Annotated in this window: 18 protein-coding genes and 2 pseudogenes; 10 read left to right on the top strand and 10 right to left on the bottom strand. The window is 63.5% G+C overall.

Annotated features, from left to right (window positions below; translation table 11 throughout):
• The first annotated feature begins 24 nt into the window (after positions 1-24).
• Positions 25-2,433 carry an endopeptidase La gene (gene lon / locus THIMADRAFT_RS04810; RefSeq protein WP_007191852.1) on the top strand — a complete coding sequence of 803 codons (2,409 nt, stop codon included), beginning with the start codon at positions 25-27 and terminating at the stop codon, positions 2,431-2,433.
• 175 nt (positions 2,434-2,608) lie between these two features.
• Here lon and rfbD read toward each other — a convergent pair whose 3' ends face one another.
• The 6 genes from rfbD to THIMADRAFT_RS04780 all read right to left on the bottom strand — a co-directional run bounded on the left by rfbD (position 2,609) and on the right by THIMADRAFT_RS04780 (position 8,438).
• A complete protein-coding gene (gene rfbD, locus THIMADRAFT_RS04805; protein ID WP_007191851.1) occupies positions 2,609-3,520 on the bottom strand; it encodes a dTDP-4-dehydrorhamnose reductase in 912 nt (303 codons plus the stop codon).
• A complete protein-coding gene (gene rfbC, locus THIMADRAFT_RS04800; RefSeq protein WP_007191850.1) occupies positions 3,517-4,083 on the bottom strand; it encodes a dTDP-4-dehydrorhamnose 3,5-epimerase in 567 nt (188 codons plus the stop codon). Before rfbC ends, rfbD begins: the two co-directional genes overlap by 4 nt.
• Positions 4,080-4,961 (bottom strand): glucose-1-phosphate thymidylyltransferase RfbA, encoded by an 882-nt coding sequence (gene rfbA / locus THIMADRAFT_RS04795; protein ID WP_007191849.1) that lies wholly within the window; start codon positions 4,959-4,961, stop codon positions 4,080-4,082. The genes rfbC and rfbA overlap by 4 nt, the downstream gene beginning before the upstream one ends.
• Before the next feature lie 11 nt (positions 4,962-4,972).
• Positions 4,973-6,031, bottom strand: coding sequence for a dTDP-glucose 4,6-dehydratase (gene rfbB, locus THIMADRAFT_RS04790; RefSeq protein ID WP_007191848.1), 1,059 nt, complete (start codon positions 6,029-6,031; stop codon positions 4,973-4,975).
• Positions 6,032-6,461: 430 nt separating this feature from the next.
• Positions 6,462-6,977: a single-stranded DNA-binding protein gene (gene ssb / locus THIMADRAFT_RS04785; RefSeq protein WP_007191847.1), complete on the bottom strand. Its 516-nt coding sequence runs from the start codon at positions 6,975-6,977 to the stop codon at positions 6,462-6,464.
• Between the two features lie 78 nt (positions 6,978-7,055).
• Complete coding sequence (locus THIMADRAFT_RS04780) at positions 7,056-8,438, bottom strand: MFS transporter (protein WP_007191846.1); 1,383 nt, start codon at positions 8,436-8,438, stop codon at positions 7,056-7,058.
• Positions 8,439-8,565: 127 nt separating this feature from the next.
• Between THIMADRAFT_RS04780 and uvrA the strand changes: the two genes are divergently transcribed.
• The 9 genes and pseudogenes from uvrA (at position 8,566) to metH (ending at position 19,590) form a co-directional block, all read left to right on the top strand.
• Complete coding sequence (uvrA, locus tag THIMADRAFT_RS04775) at positions 8,566-11,391, top strand: excinuclease ABC subunit UvrA (protein ID WP_007191845.1); 2,826 nt, start codon at positions 8,566-8,568, stop codon at positions 11,389-11,391.
• A gap of 956 nt (positions 11,392-12,347) precedes the next feature.
• Positions 12,348-12,791: a hypothetical protein gene (locus tag THIMADRAFT_RS04770; protein WP_007191844.1), complete on the top strand. Its 444-nt coding sequence runs from the start codon at positions 12,348-12,350 to the stop codon at positions 12,789-12,791.
• Between the two features lies 1 nt (position 12,792).
• Positions 12,793-13,986 (top strand): hypothetical protein, encoded by a 1,194-nt coding sequence (locus THIMADRAFT_RS04765; RefSeq protein WP_007191843.1) that lies wholly within the window; start codon positions 12,793-12,795, stop codon positions 13,984-13,986.
• Positions 13,987-14,350: 364 nt separating this feature from the next.
• Positions 14,351-14,593 (top strand): type II toxin-antitoxin system Phd/YefM family antitoxin, encoded by a 243-nt coding sequence (locus THIMADRAFT_RS04760; RefSeq protein WP_007191842.1) that lies wholly within the window; start codon positions 14,351-14,353, stop codon positions 14,591-14,593.
• 47 nt (positions 14,594-14,640) lie between these two features.
• Positions 14,641-14,839 (top strand): annotated as a pseudogene (locus tag THIMADRAFT_RS25430) (Txe/YoeB family addiction module toxin).
• Positions 14,840-14,926: 87 nt separating this feature from the next.
• Positions 14,927-15,993 (top strand): annotated as a pseudogene (locus THIMADRAFT_RS04755) (ATP-binding protein); the annotation flags it as partial.
• Between the two features lie 274 nt (positions 15,994-16,267).
• On the top strand, positions 16,268-16,507 hold the full coding sequence (locus THIMADRAFT_RS04750; RefSeq protein WP_007191840.1) for a type II toxin-antitoxin system Phd/YefM family antitoxin: 240 nt from the start codon (positions 16,268-16,270) through the stop codon (positions 16,505-16,507).
• Positions 16,508-16,509: 2 nt separating this feature from the next.
• Positions 16,510-16,887, top strand: a complete 378-nt coding sequence (locus tag THIMADRAFT_RS04745) for a type II toxin-antitoxin system VapC family toxin (RefSeq protein WP_007191839.1) — start codon at positions 16,510-16,512, stop codon at positions 16,885-16,887.
• A gap of 63 nt (positions 16,888-16,950) precedes the next feature.
• Positions 16,951-19,590, top strand: coding sequence for a methionine synthase (metH, locus tag THIMADRAFT_RS04740; protein ID WP_007191838.1), 2,640 nt, complete (start codon positions 16,951-16,953; stop codon positions 19,588-19,590).
• A 65-nt stretch (positions 19,591-19,655) separates the two neighbouring features.
• On the opposite strand, the gene THIMADRAFT_RS04735 is transcribed toward metH, so the two are convergent.
• From THIMADRAFT_RS04735 to THIMADRAFT_RS04720, 4 genes are all read right to left on the bottom strand, one after another.
• The gene (locus THIMADRAFT_RS04735) at positions 19,656-20,018 is read right to left on the bottom strand and encodes a SpoIIAA family protein (protein ID WP_007191837.1); all 363 of its coding nucleotides are present in this window, start codon (positions 20,016-20,018) and stop codon (positions 19,656-19,658) included.
• A 141-nt stretch (positions 20,019-20,159) separates the two neighbouring features.
• Positions 20,160-20,567 (bottom strand): type II toxin-antitoxin system Phd/YefM family antitoxin, encoded by a 408-nt coding sequence (locus THIMADRAFT_RS24430; RefSeq protein WP_007191836.1) that lies wholly within the window; start codon positions 20,565-20,567, stop codon positions 20,160-20,162.
• A 290-nt stretch (positions 20,568-20,857) separates the two neighbouring features.
• Positions 20,858-21,403: a Uma2 family endonuclease gene (locus tag THIMADRAFT_RS04725; protein WP_007191835.1), complete on the bottom strand. Its 546-nt coding sequence runs from the start codon at positions 21,401-21,403 to the stop codon at positions 20,858-20,860.
• 203 nt (positions 21,404-21,606) lie between these two features.
• Positions 21,607-21,993, bottom strand: a complete 387-nt coding sequence (locus THIMADRAFT_RS04720; RefSeq protein ID WP_007191834.1) for a hypothetical protein — start codon at positions 21,991-21,993, stop codon at positions 21,607-21,609.
• Between the last annotated feature and the right edge of the window lie 49 nt (positions 21,994-22,042).

The raw sequence follows: 22,042 nt of genomic DNA, 5'->3' as shown, positions 1-22,042 counted from the left end.
TATCGGCGAACGAGGAGAATGAGGATGGCGGGCCGGGATTCAGACGCGAATACGAGCGAAATCGAGATCGACGAGGGTTCCGAGATCACGCTTGCGCGGGCCAACGATGTGCTGCCGACGCGCATCCCCATTCTGCCCGTCGCCTCGCGTCCCTTTTTTCCCGGACAGGCGGTTCCGCTGTTGATGGATGCCGGCGGCTGGGCCTCGACGCTGGAGGCGGTCGGAGCAAGCGAGCATAAGATCCTCGGCGTGGTTCTGGTGCGCAGCGAGACCTCCGAAGAGGCGCACACCACGGACTTTTATTCGGTCGGTACGGCTTGCCGGGTCCATCGCGTCCATCAGCAGGACGGCCACCTGCAGGTGCTCGTGGAGTGCCTGCAACGCTTCAGAATCGCCACCTGGGTCAGCAGGGAGGCGCCGTTCGACGCGCAGGTCACCTATCTCCCCGAACCCTCCGGTCCACCGAACGAAGAGATCAAGGCCTACGCCATGGCCGTGATCAACACCATCAAGGAGCTGCTGCCGCTCAACCCGCTCTACGTGGAAGAGCTGCGGATGTTCCTCGATCGCTTCGGCCCCGACGACCCATCGCATCTCTCCGATTTCGCGGCCAGCCTCACGACATCGACCAAGGAGCAGCTCCAGGAGGTGCTGGAGATCCTGCCGCTCCTGCCGCGGATGGAAAAGGTGCTCGTCCTGCTCAACAACGAGCTCGAGCTCGCCCGTGCCCAGCAGAAGATCCGGCGCACCGTCGAAGAGAAGATGCAGAAGCAGCAGCGCGAGTTCTTTCTGCGCGAGCAGCTCAAGGCGATCCAAAAGGAGCTGGGCATCGCCAAGGACGACCGCACCGCAGAGATCGACCGCTTCAACGAGCGGCTGGCCAAGCTCACGCTGACCGAGCAGGCAACCAAACGGGTCGACGAGGAGATGAACAAACTGCGCATGCTGGAGACCGGCTCTCCGGAATACGCCGTGACCCGCAACTACCTGGACTGGATCAGCATCCTGCCCTGGGGTAAGCACTCCGCCGACAAGCTGGATCTCAAACGCGCACGGCGCGTCCTGGACCGCGATCATTACGGGCTGGAAGACGTGAAGAAGCGCATCCTCGAGTTCCTCGCCGTCGGTATCCATAAGGGCGAGATCGCCGGCTCCATCATCTTGCTCGTCGGCCCGCCCGGTGTCGGCAAGACCTCGATCGGGCACTCCATCGCCGATGCGCTCGGTCGGCGCTTCTACCGCTTCTCGGTGGGCGGCATCCGCGACGAGGCCGAGATCAAGGGTCACCGTCGCACCTACATCGGCGCCATGCCCGGCAAGTTTCTGCAGGCGATGAAGGACGCCGGCACGGCCAACCCCGTGATCATGCTCGACGAGATCGACAAGATCGGCGCCTCCTACCATGGCGATCCGGCCTCGGCCCTGCTCGAGGTCCTGGACCCGGAGCAGAACAGCGACTTTCTCGATCACTATCTGGATCTGCGCTTCGACCTCTCGAAGGTCCTGTTCGTCTGCACCGCAAACCAGACCGACAGCATCCCGGGCCCCTTGCTCGACCGCATGGAGGTGATTCAACTCTCGGGCTACATCGCCGAGGAGAAGCTTCAGATCGCCAAGAAATATCTGCTGCCCCGTCAGATCGAACGGGCCGGACTCGCCAAGCGCACGGTCGCACTCGACACCAAAACGCTACGCGCCTTGATCGAGGGTTACGCCCGGGATGCCGGGGTGCGTCGCCTGGAGAAACAGCTCGGCAAGATCGTGCGCAAGGTCGCCGTGCGTATGCTCGAAGGCGAGGAGACGCCGATCAGCGTCGGCGAGAGCGATCTAAAGGACTATCTGGGCAGCCCGGTGTTTCGCGACGAGCGCAAACTTTCCGGGCCCGGCGTCGTGACGGGGCTCGCTTGGACCGCCATGGGCGGCGCGACACTCTCGATCGAGGCCGCCCGGACCCACAGCTTCACCCGCGGCTTCAAGCTCACCGGCCAGCTCGGCGACGTCATGAAGGAGTCGGCCGAGATCGCCTACGGTTATTTGGTCGGGCACGCCGCCGAGCTCGGAGCGGATCCGGCCTTCTTCGAGAACGCCTTCATCCATGTCCACGTCCCCGCGGGCGCCACCCCGAAGGACGGTCCCTCGGCCGGGATCACCATGACATCCGCCCTCCTCTCCCTCGCCCGCAACCAACCGATCCGGCGGCTCGCCATGACCGGGGAGATCACGCTCACCGGCGAGGTCTTCCCGGTCGGCGGCATCCGCGAGAAACTGATCGCGGCGCGGCGCGCCGGCATCCGCGAGATCATCCTGCCGGAGGACAACCGCGGCGAGTTCGAAGAGGTGCCCGCGCATGTCCGCAAGGGCTTCAAGGTGCATTTCGCGTCGCGCTACCACGACGTTCTGCCACTCTTGTTCGGAGCAGCGCCGAGGGCCTGATATCGTACGGGTAGGGTGGACAAGCACAGCGCAGTCCACCAGCGCCGGCATAGGGCTGAGGTGGACTTCGCTCTCGCTCGTCCACCCTACAGGGCTAAACCGCGTCCAGAGCGACACGGTCATTTTCACGTTGCGTTTGGCTTCGGAGATATCCTCGATCCCGGTGAGACGCGCTTTAAGTCTTCTCGTCCAGACACTGTTTCAAGGACAGACGCCAATCCGGCATCGACAGTCCGAAGGTCTCTTGGAAGAGGCTGTTGTCGAGGACCGAGTAGAGCGGGCGGCGCGCCGGCGCCGGATATTCGGACGACGGGATCGGGATGAGATTTGCCTCCAAGCCGGCGTTTTCCAGGATCGCGCTCGCAAACCCGTACCAGCTGACCTGACCCGAGCCGGTCAGATGATACAGCCCGCCGACCTTCTCCAGATCCAGCTCGCCGCGCAAGACCCGGTAGAGCACCAAGGCGGTCGCCGAGGCCAACATCCGGCTCCAGGTCGGCGAGCCGATCTGATCGTCGACGATGCGCAGCTCGTCGCGCTCTTTGAGCAGACGCAGCATCGTCAGTAGGAAATTGGCGCCACGGATGCCGTAGACCCAGCTGGTGCGGAAGATCAGGGCACGGGCGCCGGAGCTCAGCAAAGCCTGCTCTCCGCCGAGCTTGGTCTCGCCGTAGACATTGAGCGGACCCGGGACGTCGTCTTCCCGGTAGGGCCGATCGAGATTGCCGGAGAACACGAAGTCGGTCGAGTAATGGATGATCGGTGTGCCGCGCCCGGCCAGCAAGGCGCCCAGCTCGCCGACCGCATCCGCGTTGATTCGCCGCGCGATGTCGCGGTCCGTCTCGGCCTTGTCGACGGCGGTGTAAGCGGCGGCATTCACGACCGCATCCGGGGCGCTGTCTTCGACGAGTCTCGCCATGGCGGCGGAGTCCATCAGATCGATCGTCGGCCCGTATTCCCCTTCGAGCGATGCCGGAATCACGTCGCCAAGTGTCGCGAGTGTCCGCCGCAGCTCCCAGCCGACTTGACCGTTGGCGCCGATCAGCAGGATACGGGGCCGTTCGGCGATCGTGCGCGTGGTGGTCATAGGCTGGCCTCGTAGTCGGGAAGGCGTTCGGGTGGGATCTCGTTCAGACAGAGCGCGACCGAGTCTTTTGCAGAGAGCTCGGGCGCCCCCTCGAGCGGCCAATCGATGCCGATCTCGGGGTCGTCCCAGCGCAGGCTAAGCTCGGTCTCCGGGCTGTAATAAGCCGTATTCTTGTAGATGAAAAGCGCCGAGTCGCCGGTCACCAGGAAGCCGTGTGCAAATCCCGGCGGGATCCAGAACTGGCGCCGGTTCTCTCCGGACAGGGTCGCACCGACCCAGCGCCCGAAGGTCGGCGAGCCCCGGCGAATATCGACCGCGACGTCGAACACCTCGCCGTCCATGACCTGCACCAACTTGCCTTGGGCATGCGGGTGCTGGACGTGAAGGCCCCGCAGCACACCCCGACGCGAGTAGGAGAGGTTGTCTTGGACAAAGGGCGCGGGGATCCCGAGATCCTCGTAGCGATTGGTCCGGTAGGTCTCCATGAAGTAGCCGCGCTCGTCGCCGAAGACCTTCGGCTCGAGGATCAGGACGCCTGGGATAGCCGTCTCGATAACCTTCATACGTCACCTCGGCGGAGCAGGCCGAGCAGATACTCGCCGTAGCCGCTCTTCTTCAACGCCTCGCCCATCGCCCGGAGCTGGTCGTCGTCGATCCATCCGTTGAAGTAGGCCACCTCTTCCGGACAACAGATCTTAAGCCCCTGGCGACGCTCGATCGTCTCGATGAACTGCCCGGCCTGCATCAGCGACTCGTGCGTGCCGGTATCGAGCCAGGCCGTCCCGCGGCCGATCCGACTGACGTGCAGCTCGCCCTGCTCGAGATAGCGGATGTTCAGATCCGTGATCTCCAACTCGCCGCGCGGAGAGGGGCGCAGCTCCTCGGCCAGCCCGCAGACCTGATCGTCGTAGAAATAGATACCGGTCACCGCCCAGTTGGACTTGGGCTTGATGGGTTTCTCTTCGAGGCTCAGGACATGCCCGCTCGCATCGAACTCGGCAACGCCGTAGCGTTCGGGGTCAGACACGTAATAGCCGAAGACGGTGGCGCCGCGCTCGCGGGCACCCGCGGCCCGCAGCTGATCGACCAGGCCGTGGCCGTAGAAGATGTTGTCGCCGAGGACCAGGCAGGACGGCGATGTGCCGACGAAATCCTTGCCGATCAGGAAGGCTTGCGCGAGCCCGCCAGGCTGGGGCTGCTCGGCATACTCGAGATGCAGCCCCCATTGGGATCCGTCCCCGAGCAGCGATCGGAACATCGGCAGGTCGTGCGGCGTGGAGATGATCAGAATCTCGCGAATCCCCGCCAACATCAGGGTCGAGAGCGGGTAATAGATCATCGGTTTGTCGTAGACGGGCAGAAGCTGCTTGCTGATCGCCCGCGTCAGCGGATAGAGGCGCGTGCCGGAGCCCCCGGCCAGGATGATGCCTTTTCGATTCATGATCCGATCCCTCAACCGGCAGCGCCGAGACGTTCGCCGAGATAGCTCCCGTCGGTGACCCGCCGACACCAGTCCGGATGGTCCAGATACCAGTCGACCGTCAGGCGCATGCCGGACTCAAAGGTCTCCGTCGGCTCCCAACCCAGCTCGCGCTTGAGCTTGCCGGCATCGATCGCATAGCGCCGATCGTGTCCGGGGCGGTCCTTGACGAAGGCTTTGAGGCCTGCGTGCGGCCGATAGGGCGACTCGGGCAGGCGCTCGTCGAGCAGGGCACAGAGGGTATCCACGACCTCGAGATTGGTCTTCTCGCTGTTGCCGCCGACGTTGTAGACCTCGCCCGGTCTGCCGGCTTCGAGCACGCGCAGAATCGCCCGACAGTGATCGATGACGTACAACCAGTCGCGCACGTTCCCGCCGTCGCCGTAGATGGGCAAGGACTCGCCACGCTGCGCCTTCAGGATCATGAGCGGGATCAACTTCTCCGGGAACTGGTAAGGCCCGTAGTTGTTCGAGCAGTTGGTCGTGAGCACCGGCAGGCCGTAGGTGTGAAACCAGGCGCGCACCAGATGGTCCGATGCGGCCTTGGACGCGGAATAGGGCGAGTTGGGCGCGTAAGGGGTCGACTCGGTGAAGAGACCCGTCGGCCCGAGCGAGCCGTAGACCTCGTCGGTCGAGACATGCAGAAAGCGGAAGGCCTCTTTGGCTGCACCGCTGCGCTTCGCCCAATGCGCACGGGAGCAGTCCAGCAGATTGAAGGTGCCGACGACGTTCGTCTGGACGAACTGCGCCGGACCGTCGATCGAGCGGTCGACATGACTCTCTGCCGCGAAGTTCACCACGGCGTCGACGTCGTACTCGGCAAGGAGTCGCGCGACCAGCGCAGGATCGGCGATGTCGCCCTGCACGAAGACGTGACGCGGGTTGTCCTTCAGATTGGCCAGGGTATCCAGATTACCGGCGTAGGTTAGTAGATCGAGGTTGACCACCCGCGCATCGGTCGTCTCGAGGATATGATGGACGAAATTGCCGCCGATGAACCCGGCCCCGCCGGTGACGAGAATGGTCAACACACGCAATGCTCCCTGACGCTGAAGGTGGAACGCTTAAACCGCGCCCGGCACGGTATGCGACGTTTTTGTATTGGATCGGCCCCGGCAGACTTGACGACCGCTGGAGTCGGCGCGGTTTAAGATATTAAAAAATAAATCATTGTAAACCGCGTCCCAGCTCAGGGCTGTCGATGCACTAAACGTCGACCTCGCACGCAAATGAGCATCTCGCCCTCAACACATTTTAACACCGCATTCGAAGAGCCGAGGATGGTGAGTTGTCGTGCTCAACAAGCACTTGCTCTCGCATGTCTCCGAAAAGCAGGATTCAAAGAAACTCGAAGCTCAAATGCGTTTCATACCTGAACCGCGTCAGCTCCGAGCCTCATCGATTCACACGAGATTGAGCCGATGCGACAACAAAGCATGACATGCCGGACGCGGTTCAGTTTTAAAAGGGGATATCGTCGTCGAAATCCGCCGCACTTTGGCTGCCGCCCCCGGGGCTGCTCCCTCCGGATGACGGCGCCGGACTCGAGGATTGCGGCCGTCCGCCGCCTCGCGACGACTGATAGGCGGGCGCGTCGTCGAAGGGCACCGATGACCCCATACCACCGCCGCCGGAACGGCTGTCGAGCATCTGCATGGTCCCGTTGATGTCGACCACGACCTCGGTCGTATAGCGATCCTGTCCGTCCTGACCCTGCCACTTACGCGTGCGAAGCTTGCCTTCGACGTAGATCTTCGAGCCCTTATGCACGTACTGCTTGACGATTTCGGCGATCTTCCCGAAGAACACGACGTTGTGCCACTCGGTGCGCTCCTGCCTCTCACCCGTGTTCTTGTCCTTCCAGGTCTCGCTCGTTGCGATGCGGATATTCGCCACCGCATCGCCGCTCGGCATATAACGCACCTCCGGATCAGCCCCGAGGTTGCCGATGAGAATCACCTTGTTGACGCCTGCCATGCAGTCCTCCCGCTCCGCGCCGAACGCGGGCGTTTGTAGTCTCGCCTAAAAGTTCGCGGCCGACTTTGGCGTTCCGCCTCAAGCCCTGGCCGAAAATGTCTGCAATGTTGCCCAATCCAGTCTGCCACTGTCCACCTTCAGGTAGGCGACACCCTCGTCGAGCGCGACGACGGCATCCTCCACGCCCGGGATGGCCAGCAGACGCGCCTCGAGACCCAGACCCTCCTCGGCCGGCTGTTCGCCGAGGGAAAGGACATGCGCCGTCAGATTCGCCGGCATCGCCATCGTCGCTGCCAGACCGATCCACACCAGGGAGGTCGCGGCGCCGACCAGATAGACGGCATCCGCCCCGAAGCTCTGATGTGCCAAACCGCCGAGCAGCCCGCCCAGGAAGGCACCTACAAACTGGGAGCTTGAGAAGACCCCCATCGCCGTCCCGCGTGCACCGGCGCGCGCCGCCTTCGAGACCAGCGACGGCAGGATGGCCTCCATCAGGTTGAAGACCGTGAACATCACCAACAGCAGGAATCCGACAACCCAAATCGACTGGTGAAAGAGATAGAAGCCGACCATGGATGCGCACATCGCCGTGACCGCACCGAGCAGCACACCCTTCACCTTGCCCCCGCGCTCCGCCATGATGATGAAGGGAACCATCGCGACGATGGCGAGCAGCACGACCGGCAGATAGAGCAGCCAATGATCCACGGGCGCCAAGCCGGCCGACTCGATGGACAGCGGCAGCACCACGAATAGGCTCACCATGGTGAGATGCAGCAGGAAAATGCCCAGATCCAGGCGCAGCAAGGTGGGATTACCCAACACACCCGCGAACTGATCGAGTACCGGCTGGGCCTCGCGATGGACGCTGGAACGCGCGGGGTCGGGAACGACGTAAGCCAACACCAACATACCGACGATCGCCAGGAACGCGGTCAGCCAAAAGATCCCGGAGATACCGAGCCAGCGGGCCAAGGGCGGCCCGACGACCAGTGCCGCGGCGAACGACAGCGCAACGCTGATACCGATCGCCGCCATGGCCCGCGTGCGCACCGCATCGCGGGTCAGATCCGCAGTGAGCGCGATGGTCGCCGCCGCGATGGCCCCGCTGCCTTGGAGTACGCGCCCGAGGATGACCATCTCGATCCCGTCGGCGAGTGCCGCCACGACGCTGCCGATGGCAAAGAGCACCAGCCCCCCGTAGATGACCGGCTTGCGCCCGATGCGATCCGAGAGCAGTCCGAGCGGGATCTGAAACAGTGCCTGCGTCAAGCCATAGGCGCCGATCGCCAGCCCGACCAGCAGAGGCGTGGCGCCGTCCAGGTCGTGCGCATAAAGCGCGAAGACCGGCAGGACCATGAAGAGGCCCAGCATGCGCGTGGAGAAGATCGCAGCCAGACCGGCCGCGGCGCGCTTCTCCAGCCCGGTGAAGGCGACGAGCGGTTGATGGGACGGGGTCAAGGACGGTGGCCTTCTTCGTCGATTCGGCAGAAGACGCGAGTATAAGGGCTTGTCGGCGATCGTGCCCGATTGCGATTTGCGGAATAATCGCGGATTGGCCGCCCACCGCCGCAGGTCTCCCAAGCCCATGGACACAATCCGCATCCGCGGCGCACGCACGCACAATCTCAAGAGCATCGATCTCGATCTCCCCCGTCAGCGGCTGATCGTCTTCACCGGCCTCTCGGGCTCGGGCAAGTCATCGCTTGCCTTCGACACCATCTATGCCGAGGGCCAGCGCCGCTACGTCGAATCGCTCTCGTCCTACGCCCGGCAGTTCCTGTCGGTCATGGAGAAGCCGGACCTGGATCATATCGAGGGCCTCTCGCCGGCCATCTCGATCGAGCAGAAGACGACCTCGCACAATCCGCGCTCCACCGTCGGGACCATCACCGAGATCTACGACTATCTGCGCCTGCTCTTCGCGCGTGTCGGCCAGCCGCGCTGTCCGGCCCACGACGAGCCGCTGGAGGCCCAGACGATCAGTCAGATGGTCGATCAGGTGATGGCCTTGCCGGAGGGCGATCGCCTCATGTTGCTCGCCCCCGTCGTCTCGGCGCGCAAAGGCGAGTACCAGCGGCTGATCGCCGAGCTGCATGCGCAGGGCTTCGTACGTGCACGCATCGACGGCGATCTCTACGAGCTCGACGACCCGCCCGAGCTAGACATCAAGAAGAAGCACGACATCGAGGTGGTGGTGGACCGCTTCCGGGTGCGTCCCGATCTGGCCCTGCGCCTGGCCGAGTCCTTCGAGACCGCGCTCAAGCTCTCCGGAGGCATCGTCCGCGTCGCTGCGATCGACGAGCCCGAGCGGCCGATGATCACCTTCTCGGCATCCTTCGCCTGCCCGGTCTGCGGCTACAGCATCCCGGAGCTCGAGCCGCGGATCTTCTCCTTCAACAATCCGGTCGGCGCCTGCCCCACCTGCGATGGGCTCGGGATGGAACAGTTCTTCGACCCCGCCAAGGTCGTCCTCCATCCGGAGCTGAGCCTGGCGGGCGGCGCGGTGCGCGGATGGGACCGGCGCAATGCCTTCTACTTCCAGGTCATTCGCGCACTGGGCGAGCACTACGGCTTCGACGTCGAGACGCCTTGGAACGGGCTTGACGCACGCATCCAGCAGCTGATCCTCTTCGGCACCGGCAAGGAGAAGATCAAGCTCAAGCTGCCGCACGAGCGCGGCACCGCGAAGGTCCATCCCTTCGAGGGCATCATCCGCAACATGGAGCGCCGCTACAAAGAGACCGACTCCAGCGCGGTCCGCGAGGAGCTGGCACGTTATCTCTCACACCAGCCCTGCCCGACCTGCGGCGGCGCGCGGCTGAACGAAGCGGCCCGCCATGTCTTTCTGGAAGGTCACAACCTGCCCGTGGTCGCCGCGATGCCCGTGGGCGACTCGCTTCACTTCTTCGAGGGGCTGGAGCTGCCCGGCAAGCGCGGCGAGATCGGTGCGCGGGTCATCAAAGAGATCGCTACCCGGCTGCGCTTCCTGGTCGACGTTGGGCTCGACTATCTGACCCTCGACCGCAGCGCCGAGACGCTCTCCGGCGGTGAAGCGCAACGCATCCGTCTCGCCAGCCAGATCGGCGCCGGGCTGGTCGGGGTCATGTACATCCTGGACGAGCCATCGATCGGTCTGCACCAGCGCGACAATGCACGACTGCTCAAGACCCTGAACCACCTGCGCGACATCGGCAACACCGTCATCGTGGTCGAGCACGACGAGGAGGCGATCCGCTGCGCCGATCTGGTCGTCGACCTCGGGCCAGGCGCCGGCGTACACGGCGGCGAGATCGTCGCCCAAGGCACTGCCGAGGAGATTGCAGCCGCACCCGGTTCGCTGACCGGGCGCTATCTGTCCGGCGACCTGCGGATCGAAATCCCGACACAGCGCACGCCCAACGACCCGGATCGGCAGTTACGCATCCTGGATGCGCGGGGCAACAACCTGCGCGCCGTCGACGCCGAGATCCCGGTCGGGAGCTTCGTCTGCATCACCGGGGTCTCGGGCTCGGGGAAGTCGACGCTGATCAACGACACGCTCTTCCCGGTCGCCGCGCGTCATCTCAACGGCGCCGGGCTGCAACCGGCACCCCATACCGCCATCGAAGGGCTCGACTCCTTCGACAAGGTCGTCGACATCGATCAGAGCCCCATCGGTCGAACCCCGCGCTCCAACCCCGCCACCTACACCGGACTCTTTAACCTGGTGCGCGACCTCTTCGCCGCCGTGCCCGAGGCACGCTCGCGCGGCTACGGCCCTGGTCGCTTCAGCTTCAACGTCAAAGGCGGGCGCTGCGAAGCCTGCAAAGGGGACGGACTCATTCGGGTCGAGATGCACTTCCTGCCCGACATCTATGTCCAGTGCGACACCTGCAAGGGCCGGCGTTACAACCGCGAGACGCTAGAAATCCGCTACAAGGGCAAGACCATCGACGAGGTGCTGAACCTCACCATCGAAGACGCCCTCGAGTTCTTCTCGCCCGTTCAGCTCATCAAACGCAAGCTCCAGACCCTGATGGATGTCGGCCTCGCCTACGTGCGTCTCGGCCAGAGCGCCACCACGCTCTCCGGCGGCGAGGCCCAGCGCGTGAAGCTCAGCCGCGAGCTCAGCAAGCGCGACACCGGCCGGACACTCTATATCCTGGATGAGCCCACCACCGGCCTGCACTTCCACGACGTCAAACATCTGCTCGACGTCCTGCACCGCTTCCGTGACCAGGGCAATACCGTGGTCGTGATCGAGCACAATCTGGATGTTATCAAGACGGCGGATTGGATCATCGACCTGGGGCCGGAGGGCGGGCACCGCGGCGGCGAGATCATCGCGATCGGCACGCCCGAAGCGATTGCCGCGAACGAGCGGTCGCATACGGGGCGGTTTTTGGGGCCGTTGTTGGAGCGGGGGTGGTGAGGGGCGGGATCGTGTTCGCAGCCCTTGGGCCACGCACCGGGCGCGGCGAGCAAGAGATGCTCGAAATTCGGTGGGAGCGGATCGGAGAGTCAAAGTAACCTACGGTCTGAAGGGGAAGCCGGATCAGAGTTGCACGCCGCGCGATTCGACATCGACGGGGTCGCTGATGGCGCCAAAACAGTCGGAGCCAGACTCAATGAACGCGGTGTCCGACAGCATCACGCCCCGCTCGCACCTGGACCGCCGCATCCCCGTCAACCCTGACCTCTGCAACGCTCGACTGCTCGCTACGACAAGTATTTGTAGACGACCGCCAGAGGGTGAATCGAGCCTGACACCTTAAACTCACACATCGGAAGTGTCCGGCGGCTATTCGAAGATCGGCGGCACAAGGCACATTCGCTTCTCGAATGGCATGACGGCCTCGGGAATACAATGCGGCGACTACATCGACAGCTCGACGCCGCTCGGTGGTTCGAGATGCTGCGTGCCCCGGCATTTGGCAATCCCGCACTGCCCCGCTCGAGGACGAGGATCCTGGAAACCGTGGCGACGCGAGTGCGGCGCGCACTGACGGTTTGCTCTAGGTGGCTGCTTTGCCTTTCCGGACAGGGGGCGAAGCGGCGTTGAATTGAGTCAACTGCAGCATTGGAGTACGATCTGAGTCGATTTTGAGAGTGGTTTCGGTGTTTCGATCCGGCGCCTTGAGCTCGGCTGGGATGCGATGCGAGCCTCTATCGCCTTGCGGCGCACTCCCGGCCTGACTAGGGAGACAAGCAGTGCGCGAGTGCATCCTCGGGTGGGCCTACATCGGGACGATTCCGGCCTGCTCCATCGACCTCGGTGTCCACCGTCGCGGCAATGGTCTTCAAGGCTACTTCCCGGCAATCGGATGTGTCCACGCAAGTCCCTAGCGCATGGGAAGCTCTCGACAGCGGACTGCCGACCATGCCCGAATGGCGCTTGCCGTCCGGCGCTCGCTTCGGTTTCACGGATTCTCGCTCGCCTGCTTCGCCTGTGCTCTATGGCCGACCTGCCTTACGGGCCAGGAAACGATCGTCAATCAGAGCCTCGCCCCGCGGGAGTTGACCCAGAACGAGGCCCGACTTTATTTCGGCATGCGCCGACGTCTCTGGGCGGACGGGCAACCCGTGAAGATTTACGTGTTGCCTGACGACCATCCGCTGCACATCGCATTCGCGAAGGATCTCTTGGGGCTGTTCCCGAGCCAGTTGCGAACCGGCTGGGACCGACAGATCTTCTCCGGGACCGGACAGGCGCCGACCACGGTTGCCAACGAAGAGGAGATGATCCGCCGCGTCGCCTCCACGCCCGGGGCGATCGGATACGTTTCGAAGCTGCCGAAAGACCCCCGGGTGCGTATGTTGGAGGTGCGTTGAGGTGAACCGCAAACGCCTGATCGCCGCCCTTGTCGCAAGCCTTTGGGGAAGCCCGACGCCGGCGCAGTCCGTTTGGAATGATTTCCAGATCCATGGTTTCGGCGCTCAAGCCGTGTTGAAGACCAGCGATAATCGGTGGTTCGGCGACAGCGACCAGACCTCGTTCGATTTCACCGAGTTGGGGGTCAATGCCTCGCTCCGCGTGCTGCCCGAGCTCTTGGTGGCCGGTCAAGTGCTTGCTCGGCGCGCGGGCGGGATGTCGGAGGGAACACCGGCCATCGACTATGCCTTGGCCGACATCAGCCTGCTGGATTCGCCGCAGCATGGTGTTCACGTGCGCCTGGGGCGGATCAAGAACCCCTTGGGTCTCTACAACGAGACGCGCGACGTGCCCTTCACCCACCCTGGGATTTTTCTGCCTCAAGTGGTCTACTTCGACCGCGTGCGGAACCTGGTCCTGTCCTCTGATGGGGCTGCACTCTTCGGCGAAACCACCACGGATTTCGGGACCTTCTCGGGGACCCTCGTGTACGGGCAGTCATTGGTCGACGAAAACGTCGAATGGTCTTACCTCAACGGCAACTTCCCCGGAGATATTGCGCCAGACGGAAATTCCTGGATCGGCAGCGCGTGGTTCACGTCGAGCTCCCAACGGCTGAAGCTCGGCCTGAGCGGTGCTGCTTTGGCCCTGCGCTTCCGGCCCGACCGAGACGTCGCATGGACTCTCGATTCAGGCACGACCGACATTCTCTACTGGATCGCCTCTGCCCAATACCGAGCCGAGGACTGGAGCTTGACCGCGGAGTACGCGCGTGAGCCCCTGCAGTGGCGCAGCTACGGCCCCGCTTTTCCCGATCGCAAGGCGGTCGGCGAAGGCTACTATGTTCAGGCGACCTACCGCGTGCGCCCGCCCTTGCAGCTCATGTTGACGTACCAGGAGGGCTTTGCCGATCGTCAGGATCGTGAGGGGAATGCGCTCTCGGCGGCAACCGGCGGGCTTGCCCCTGCCTTCTCGGGTTTCTCCAAGATTTGGAGCCTCGGCCTTCGATGGGATATCGACGAGCACTGGATGGTTCGCGCCGAATATCAGCACAATGAGGGAACCTTTATCCTTTCGCCCCGCGAAAACCCCGATCCGGACGCGCTTGCCAAGTATTGGAACCTGTTTGGCCTTCAGGTCGTCTTTCGATTTTGAGGGGACCGTCGACACGCCCGATTCGTGCGTCGCGAAGCGTGTCGAGTCCGCATTGAGCAGGGTCGCGGGGTCGCGGGGTCGCGGGGTCGCGGGGTCGCCATTTAACTGACCCCGATCAAGTCTTGCAATCACGCGGCGCGTGATCGCAAGACTTGAGCCCGCTTTCCTGAACCCATGAACAGATCGCGATCACGGTCGGTCGGCGGACTTGCCCAGACGCGTTCAGCCGACCGAGGCGACAAAGCCCGAAAACCGAGGGCTGTTCCCGGTTGTCGCCTCTGGGTCTTATGCGGCTCAAACGTACCTCTTGACGCACGCACGAAATATCCGACACTCGGGATTCTTGGCTCATTGGAGGTGTGTCATGGCTACCATCACGGCCAGCGAAGCGCGCGCAAACCTGTATCGGCTGATCGACGAGACCGCATCCTCGCATCAACCGCTGCTGATCTCGGGGAAGCGGAACAGTGCAGTGCTGGTTTCCGCGGAAGACTGGGAGGCGATCCAAGAGACTCTGTTTTTGCTATCTGCCCCTGGTATGCGCGAATCGATCCGGGAAGGGATGAAGACGCCCGTTGACGAGTGTGCCGGTGATCTAAATTGCTGAACTGGCAGCTCGTTTATACGAAGCAAGCATAGAGGGACGCGAAGAAGCTGGCGTCAAGCGGCTTGAAATCAAAGGCACGGGAGTTGTTGGCGATTCTTGCCGAAGACCCATTTAAGCTGCCCCCCTTTCGAAACACTCGTTGGCGATCTTGCGGGCGCCTATTCAAGGCGAATCAATATTCAGCATCGGCTGGTATACGAGATCCTGGAAGAGGAAAGGATCGTCAAGGCGCTGCGGCTCACATGACAGCCCCTCATCGACCCGTTCCGCCGAGCAGAGGGCGCTCGATCGCCGCCGCCGCGCCCATCACGCATCAGCCTGCCGAGGTCAGCCATGCACCGCCGCAAACTGCCGATCGGGATTCAGACCTTCCGCGAGATCCGTGAGGAGGACTATTACTATGTCGACAAGACAGGTTTTGTCCGACAGTTGATCGGCGATGGGAAATACTATTTCCTCTCGCGCCCGCGGCGCTTCGGCAAGTCGCTGCTGATCGATACCCTGGCCGAGCTGTTTGCCGGCAACGAGCCCTTGTTCCGAGGGCTGAAGATCCATCCGCACTGGGACTGGTCGACGCGCTATCCGGTCATCCGGATCAGCTTTGCCGAAGGAGTCCTGCAGAGTCGCGAAGCGCTGGATGCGCGTATCGCCGATCTGTTGCGCATCAACCGGGAGGCACTGGCGGTCGCCGTCCATCCGGATCTCGACATCGCCGGGGCCTTCGGCGAGTTGATTCGCAAGACCCACGCCCACTACGGGCAGCGCGTCGTGGTCTTGGTGGACGAGTACGACAAGCCGATCCTCGACAATCTGAACGATCGCGATACGGCTCGCGCGATGCGCGACGGACTGCGTAACCTCTACTCGGTGATCAAGGGATCCGACGCCCATATCCGTTTCGCCTTCCTCACCGGGGTGAGCAAGTTCAGCACGGTGAGCATCTTCTCGGGGCTAAACAATCTGAAGGACATCACGATCGATGCACGCTACTCGGCCCTCTGCGGCTACACCGAGCAGGATGTCGGGACCGTTTTTGCTCCCGAGCTTCCCGGCCTGGACCGAAAGCAGATTCGCCGCTGGTACAACGGTTATAACTGGACAGGCGAGGCCGTCTATAACCCCTTCGATCTCCTGCTGCTGTTCGATGCGCGCGAATTCCGCACCTGGTGGTTCGAGACCGGCACGCCGACCTTTCTGGTCGATTTGCTCACCGAGCGAGGCTTTTTACCCCCAGTCTGGCACGGCTGCGCGCCGACGAGGCGCTCTTATCGGCCCTCGACGTCGATCACCTGACCCCCGAGGCCCTGTCGTGGCAAAGCGGCTACCTCACCTTCACCGTCACACGGCGTATCGGCGCACGGCTCGAATACACCCTGGGCTATCCGAACCTGGAGGTCGAGACTGTTTAGCGGCGAAGCACGGCCCGAAACCGAACGCCTCCCCGACCATTATCGCAACCCCTTCGATCAGATGCTCAGCGCTTGGGCGCATGTCGGACGCGTGACCCTGGTCACGCGCGCCAGGCTCTTTGAGACCTACGGCATCTCTCTGATCTGTAATTGAATTGTCCTGATCCGCGCATACCCGAGTACCAAACCCCGGGGCGAACGCCCTTGCTCGCTGTCGGCCCGGACCTTATAGTCAGACCAGGTCAGACCGGCGGAATCTTCGACCATGAATGCCATTCTCAACGTGACGGACGCGAAGGCCCGCTTCTCCGAGGTCGTCGAGCAGGCCAGCCAGGGCCAGGACATCATCATCACCAGGATGGGCAAGCCTGTCGTGCGAATCACCCGCTATGAGCCTACGCCGTCGAATCAGCGCCTCGGGCTTTTTCAGGGGCAATTGCGGATCGCCGACGACTTCGACGCATGGCCTGAAGAGATCGCACGCGACCTCGGGATGGTCGACTGACCGTGCGTGTCCTGCTTGATACGCATACCCTTCTATGGGCACTCCATCAGCCTGCCGCGCTCTCGACAACGGCGCAGGAGGTCATCGGGTCGGCCGAGAACCTCGTCTGCGTGAGCCTCGTGTCCCTGTGGGAGTGTGCGATCAAGTCATCGATCGGCAAGCTCGATCTACCTGCCGACTTCTTCGAGGCAATCCCGAAGGCCGGCTACTGCGTGCTCCAGATCGAGATCCCTCACCTAACCGCATATCGTGGCTTGCCGATGCATCATCGCGACCCGTTCGACCGGCTTCTGGTGGCGCAGGCACAGACCTCCTCGTTGGTTCTGGTCACGCGCGATCCGGGGATTGCCAAGTATGATGTACGCACCCTGCTCGCCTGAGCGCTCGCGTCCGACGGCGTCGAGCCGCAACGCAACCGCCCCCCGCCACAGCGAATCGATGCCATGACCCCACAAGCCACCTTCATCAACATCGGCGAACGCACCAACGTCACCGGCTCCGCCAAGTTCAAGCGACTCATCCTCGACGGCAACTTCGATGCTGCACTGGATGTCGCGCGCCAGCAGGTGGAGAACGGCGCCCAGATCATCGACATCAACATGGACGAGGCGATGCTGGACTCGCAGGCGGCCATGGTGCGCTTCCTGAATCTGATCGCCGCGGAGCCGGACATCGCGCGCGTGCCGATCATGATCGACTCGTCGAAGTGGTCGGTGATCGAGGCCGGGCTCAAGTGTGTCCAGGGTAAGTGCATCGTCAACTCGATCAGCATGAAGGAAGGCGAGGCGGCCTTCCGCGAGCAGGCGAAGAAGGTCAAGCGCTACGGCGCGGCGGCCGTGGTCATGGCCTTCGACGAGGTCGGTCAGGCCGACACGCAGGATCGCAAGTTCGAGATCTGCGCCCGCGCTTATCGCATCCTGGTCGAGGAGATCGGCTTCGCGCCGGAGGACATCATCTTCGATCCCAACATCTTCGCCGTCGCCACGGGGATCGAGGAGCACAACAACTACGCGGTCGACTTCATCGAGGCGACCCGGCGGATCAAGCGCGAGCTGCCCTACGCCAAGGTCTCGGGCGGCGTCTCCAACGTGAGCTTCTCGTTCCGCGGCAACGACCCGGTGCGCGAGGCGATCCACTCGGTCTTCCTCTATCACGCCATCCGCGCCGGCATGGACATGGGCATCGTCAACGCCGGCCAGCTCGCCATCTACGACGATCTTCCGGCGGAGCTGCGCGAAGCGGTGGAGGACGTCATCCTCAATCGGCGCCCGGATGCCACCGAGCGGCTGCTCGATCTCGCGCCCAAGTACAAGGGCGACGGCTCGGGCATCGAGAACAAGCAGGATCTCTCCTGGCGCGAAACGACGGTCGAGAAGCGCATCGAGCATGCGCTCATCAAGGGCATCACCGATTTCATCGTCGAGGACACGGAAGAGGCACGCCAGAAGCTCGGCGCGCCCATCAACGTCATCGAAGGCCCGCTGATGGACGGCATGAACGTAGTCGGCGATCTCTTCGGCGAGGGCAAGATGTTCCTGCCGCAGGTGGTCAAATCCGCGCGCGTCATGAAGAAGTCCGTCGCCTATCTGGAGCCCTTCCTGGAAGCCGAGAAGTGCGAGGGCGACACCCAGGGTCGCATCCTCATGGCGACGGTCAAGGGCGACGTGCACGACATCGGCAAAAACATCGTCGGGGTCGTACTCCAGTGCAACAGCTATGAAGTGATCGACATGGGCGTCATGGTGCCGGCCGATCGGATCCTGGCCAAGGCGCGCGAGGTAAACGCCGACATCATCGGGCTGTCCGGGCTCATCACCCCCTCGCTCGACGAGATGGTCCATGTCGCAAAAGAGATGCAGCGTCAGGGTTTCACCATCCCGCTGTTGATCGGCGGTGCGACGACCTCGAAACTGCACACGGCGGTCAAGATCGAGCCCCAGTATGCGCACCCGGTGATCCATGTGAAGGACGCCTCGCGCGCAGTGGGCGTGGCGGGCAGCCTGCTGTCGAAGGAGATGAAGGAGAAGTACGTCGCCGGTGTGCGCGCCGAATATGCGCAGATCCGCGAGCGACGCGCCTCGCGCGACGAGGCCCGCGACCTGGTGCCGCTGACCAAGGCCCAAGCCAACCGCACGCCGATCGACTGGGAACACTATCAGCCGCCGGTCCCTGCCGAGCCCGGTGTGCAGACCTTCCGCGACATCCCGCTCGAGGAGATCGCGGCCTACATCGATTGGACCTTCTTCTTCCACGCCTGGGAGCTGCGCGGGCGCTATCCCCAGATCCTCGACGACCCCGAGAAGGGCGTGGAGGCCCGCAAGCTCTTCGACGACGCCAAGGCGATGCTGCACAAGATCATCACCGAGAAGTGGCTCGGGGCTGCCGCGGTCATCGGACTCTTCCCCGCCAACGCGGTCGGCGACGATATCGCCGTCTATGCCGACGAGAGCCGCAGCGAGACCCTGCTGACCTTCCACTGCCTGCGCAAACAGGGCAAGCAGCCGCCCGGCAAATACAACGAGTGTCTGGCCGACTACATCGCTCCGGCCGAGACCGGCATCCCGGACTATGTCGGCGGCTTCGCCTGCACCACCGGGATCGGGATCGATGAACGTGTCGCCGCCTTCGAGGCCGATCACGACGACTACTCCGCCATCATGCTCAAGGCGATCGCCGACCGCCTCGCCGAGGCGCTGGCAGAGATGCTCCACGCACGGGTCCGGACGCGCCATTGGCGCTATGCCTCGGACGAGGATCTCAGCAACGAAGACCTGATCGAGGAGCGCTACCAAGGCATCCGTCCCGCGATGGGCTATCCCGCCTCGCCCGACCACACCGAGAAGGACCTCCTCTGGCAGGCGCTGGATGTCGAGCGCAATACCGGCATCTGGTTGACCGAATCCAAGGCCATGGTGCCGACGGCGGCGGTCAGCGGACTCTATTTCTCGCACCCCGACAGCCGTTATTTCGCCGTCGGCAAGCTCGCCCGCGACCAGGTCGCCGACTACGCCGAGCGCAAAGGCATGCCGCTGCCCGAGATCGAGCGCTGGCTGGCGCCGAATCTGGCCTATGAAGCAGAGTAAGCCGACGATGCCTTGATCGCCGGGGCGCTTCGACCCCGGCATCGCGGTTTGTCGCGGCTCGGACCTCAGCCGGCCAACCAGGCCCTTGCCGCTTCAAGCTCTGCGTTCTCGAAGACCTTGACCTCTCCCGGCATCGCAAAGCCGAACGCCTTGGTTGCGGCGCGGATCCAATCCACGTCGCTGACCAGCGCGATGCGCTCCCACGCAGCCAGATGGCTCAGACCGACCTTGGCGTCCTCCCACAGCGCGCCGGCCTCGAAGCCGTCGAAACCATCGCCCAGGTGATACAAGAGGCGCACCTTGTCGTGGGTCGCGAGAACGGCCTCGACTGCCGGCAGGATCTTCTCCTCGTAGTCGGCCGCGGCCACCTTGCCAAGAGCGCTGAAGCCAATGACGTTGTCCGGCAATCCGCTCATCATCTCGATCATGATCGACCTCCATGCAGATGGGTTGGCCGCGTGGCGTGGATGCGGCCGGCGCCGGCGATCGGCGTCGCGGAGGCCCCGTTTCGCCCGTCGCCGTCATATCAAGCTTAGCGCGTCGCAAGAGGATCGCCACGGGGCCGCACGTCAAACCGGACACGGCAGGTCCCGATGCCGGCTGCGGTTTCCGAGTAGATGACCTGGCTCTGCCGGGGATAGCTGTAGAGCCCTTTGTTGATGTCTGGCCGAGGTCTCCACAGGCAAGGGTTGTCTTCGCGAGTTCTGACGGCCAGCAGCGTTGATCCGTTCGGCGAGCTTGGGCAGGTCGTCAGCCTGGTAATCGGTATACGCGCCGTGTTCAAGGTCCGCGAGTCCCAGGTCGATCTCCGCGCGAAGCTGCTGCAGTCTGATGTCGTTAAGCTCATCGTATGCCTCTTTTGAAACCACGACAGCGACGGGGCGACCGTGGCGTTCGGTGACCACGGGCTCGCGCCTAGCCGTGTCGAGCAGTTGACCGAAGCGGGCCTTGGCGTCGTGGGCAGAAACATTGCGCATGAGCATTCCTTAGAAATCAGTCCGATTCGGCCAAACTGGGCCAAATTCGCCCGAACCTCAAGCGCCGAGCAGTACAAACGGGGTCTTCCCTTCTGACTCTCATTACTGGACTTGGTGACAGAGAGGGCCAGGCGGACGGCGACGTCAATGGGCGCGCGGTAGCTGGCATGCTCGACGATGGAGGACAGCCCTTTGATGTTGGGCCCGCGCCAATCGGCATGGCCGAAGTCGGTCGCGCTATCGGCGAGCTGCAGCGCCTGTTGCCAGGTGTAGCTGGCGGTGCCGCCGGCTCATTCCCCGAGGATATAGCCCAGGTCCAGCTCGATCTCGTCGAAGGGCGGCACACGCACCCTGGTCGGCTCGCTGATGGTGGCGCAGATGCGGTATTGGCCGGCTTCGAGGGCGTAGGCGACGAGCGTGCGGTCCTCGGGCCAGAGCAGCCAGTAGAACGGCACCCTGTGGTGTTGCAGCAGCAGCAGAAGGGTGAGGGTGTCCTTGCGCTCGTGGCCGGGGGAGACGATCTCGCAGACCCAATCCGGGGGCAGCTCCATGATGCCGCTCGGGCGCTCGGGCAGGCGTTCCTTGCGCCAGCCGGCCAGGTCGTGGCTCGGGCATTGATGGGCCTCGTAGGCGACGCTGACCTCGGTGGCGATCCACCAGCCGCCGGGGCCGCCGCGACGGGTCAAGGCGCCGAGCTCGATGGCAGTGTGGGTCTGCGCCGTGCCGTGGTCGATACGCGCCATCGGTCGGCGTACGATCTCGCCGTCGATCAGCTCGACGCGTTCCTCGGGGCTGGTGATGAGATCGGCGACGGTCTTGAGCTTCAGAGCCTCCACGATTCGATGCCTCCGGGGCTATGTCGGTCGCTCGGGGCGGGACGCCCCGGCTTCAGTGGAGCGGGGCCGTCTCGGCCCCGGTCTCGGGGATATTGCAGTCGTACATCTTGACCCTCGGGGATGCCGGGGTTCGCAAGCTCGTCCCAGCCTACAGGTTTCGGTTGTTTTTGAATCGTTCCCAAGCGCGTTCGGGGGCGGACACGCTACCACAACTTGCCGGCGGCAATGACCAGGCCGCCGACCGTGGTAATGAACGCGATCAGCCACAGGAAGTGGCGGTCGTGGCGACGGATCATCTCGTCGAAGCGCTTGTCGACCTGCTCGAAGCGCTTGTCGATCTGCTCGAAGCGCCGCTCGACCTGCTCGAAGCGCTTGTCCATGTTGACCTGCATCGCCTCGAAGCGCTTGTCCATCTGCTCGAAGCCCTGACGCATCAACTCGCGCTGGTGCTTGAGCTCCTCCTCGACGCGCACCATGCGCTCGCGCAGCTCGATCTCATAGACCGCAGGCGGCTTGCCGAGACTCTGCTCGGCAAGCCAAACGGCCATGTTGGATTTGATGAAATCGATGTCTTGCTGGGTCAAGCTCACGGCGGACTCCGATGGATCTCGCACAGGCAGGAGTATATCAAGAGAGCCG

It is taken from the genome of Thiocapsa marina 5811 (assembly GCF_000223985.1).
In the GTDB taxonomy this organism is placed as follows: Bacteria; Pseudomonadota; Gammaproteobacteria; order Chromatiales; family Chromatiaceae; genus Thiocapsa; species Thiocapsa marina.
This window is presented reverse-complemented; position numbering and strand designations above follow the sequence as displayed.